Annotated in this window: 3 protein-coding genes; 1 reads left to right on the top strand and 2 read right to left on the bottom strand. The window is 74.5% G+C overall.

Features of this window, described 5'->3' with window-relative positions; genetic code table 11:
- Positions 1–693: LolA family protein (locus B8460_RS03890; RefSeq protein ID WP_084623214.1), on the bottom strand; the 693-nt coding region annotated here is incomplete at its 3' end.
- A gap of 258 nt (positions 694–951) precedes the next feature.
- Here B8460_RS03890 and B8460_RS03885 point away from each other — a divergent pair.
- The gene (locus B8460_RS03885) at positions 952–1,197 is read left to right on the top strand and encodes a con-10 family general stress protein (protein ID WP_048860262.1); all 246 of its coding nucleotides are present in this window, start codon (positions 952–954) and stop codon (positions 1,195–1,197) included.
- 68 nt (positions 1,198–1,265) lie between these two features.
- Here the strand turns inward: B8460_RS03885 and ccmI are convergent.
- Positions 1,266–1,856, bottom strand: a 591-nt coding sequence (ccmI, locus tag B8460_RS03880; protein WP_048860261.1) for a c-type cytochrome biogenesis protein CcmI, incomplete at its 5' end; no start/stop codon positions are given.

Here is a 1,856-nt window from a genome sequence, read left to right as displayed (position 1 = left end):
GCGGCCCGCGGCCGGCGGCGGGCCACCATCGCCGCCCCCACCGCCGCCGCCACCCTGGTAGAAGCGCGGGTCGATGAAGGTGAACAGCGCGGGGTCGAAGGCGCCGCCCAGGGCGACGTCGTAGAGCGAGACCCGCGTCTCGCGGTGCTGCGCGTCGAGCACCGTCCACTGCGTCAGCGCCAGCGGGTTGTCGGCGAAATTGAGGGTCAGGGTGCCGTCGCCGGGGCGGGCGGTCTGATAGACGGTGACCTGGATCATGCCCGGCTGGCGGGCGATCGACTGCACGGTGACGGCGCCGCCGAACTGCACGTTGTCGGCCAGCAGGATGCCGAGCGGGGTCTGCGACAGCGGGATGTTGCTGGTCTGGCCGAGCTGGCTGTCGTGGAAGACCACCAGCCCGTGGCCGGCGACCAGCAGCAGCGGACTCGGCTTGTCGTATTCGAAGCGCATCCGGCCCGGCCGTTCCAGCCAGGCGGTGCCGCGCGCCACCGCCCCGTTGGGGGCGATCTGAAGGAACCGCGCCTTCAGCGTGCGCAGCCCGTTCAGATAGGTCTGGATGCGGGCGAGGTCGGCGCGGTCCTGCGCCGTCAGCGGAAACGCGGTCTGCGCCGCCGCCGGGGAGGCCAGGGCGCCCGACACGGCGGCGGCGGCCGGCAGCAGGGCGAGCGCGGCGAGCACACGGCGTCGGTTCATGGCGGGCCTCCTGTCATCGCCCACGACATAGGACGCGCGGGGCCGCGCCGCCACTCGGCCCCGGTCGCGGCGCAGGGCGGCAACCCAGCCCTGAGCGGCAAGCGGGGCGGCGGCGTGACGGTAAGCGGCGCCGCAACACGCAGCGATTACACGAACATTCGTCCGGCCGGCGAACGGACAGGCGCCATGCGGCGTTCAGACGAGGGTGCAGCGGCCATGGTGTGGCGCTGCCGCGGACAATGAACAGGGAATCCAAGCATGGCCGAAACCAAGACGCGGGGAACCAGCAATCGCGGGTTCGCCTCCATGGATCCGGACAAGCAGCGCGCCATCGCGTCCAAGGGCGGCAGCAGCGTGCCGCCCGAGAAGCGTCCGTTCGCGCAGAATCACCGCCTCGCGGCGGAGGCCGGGCGCAAGGGCGGCGAGAACTCGCATGGCGGCCGCAAGCCGCAGGCCGCGACCACGACACCCGCGCCCGCCTCGCCGCCAGCCGCGCAGGACTGAATCCGTCCGGACCGGCTCCCGGCGGGAGCTGCGATCCGGGCGGGCACCGCCCGGCCGCCAGCCCGGACTCAGGGCTTGGCGGCGGCGGTCGCCTCGTGGACGCGCTGCTCGGCCATCGGCCGCCATGGCGCGTCGGCCGGCGCGGTGGCGAGGGCGCGCCGGAACAGGCCGATCGCCTCGTCATCCGGGCGGCCGTTGATCTCGGTCAGCGCCTCGGCCAGTTCGGCCGCCAGCGTGGGTTCGAACCGCACAGCGAGCGCCATGCGCCAGGCGGCCACCGCCGCCGGCAGGTTGCCGCGTCCCGCCTCGGCGCCGCCGAGCAGGACGTACCCCTGTCGCGCGCGGTCGCTGTGCGGGTCCATGGTCGCGAGCTTCGCGCGCAATTCGGTGATCAGCGTCTCGGTCTGTGCGGCGCGGGCGCGGGCGGCGGCGATACGCGCGGCCAGCGGCTCGGCCGGCATGTCGGGCGTGCCGCCGATGAGATAGAGCGCCAGGCCCGCGACCGGCACGATCACCATGGCGGCGATGATCGCGCCCCGGTTCGACCGGGGGGCGGCAGCGTCGGCATCGGCGTCGGCGGCGAGCAGCCGGCGCTGCACCTCCAGCCGCGCGACGGCGTGCTCGGGTTCGGCGATGCGGCCCTCGGCGAGGTCGCGGTC

The organism is Acidisphaera rubrifaciens HS-AP3, from assembly GCF_000964365.1.
Classification (GTDB): Bacteria; Pseudomonadota; Alphaproteobacteria; order Acetobacterales; family Acetobacteraceae; genus Acidisphaera; species Acidisphaera rubrifaciens.
This window is presented reverse-complemented; position numbering and strand designations above follow the sequence as displayed.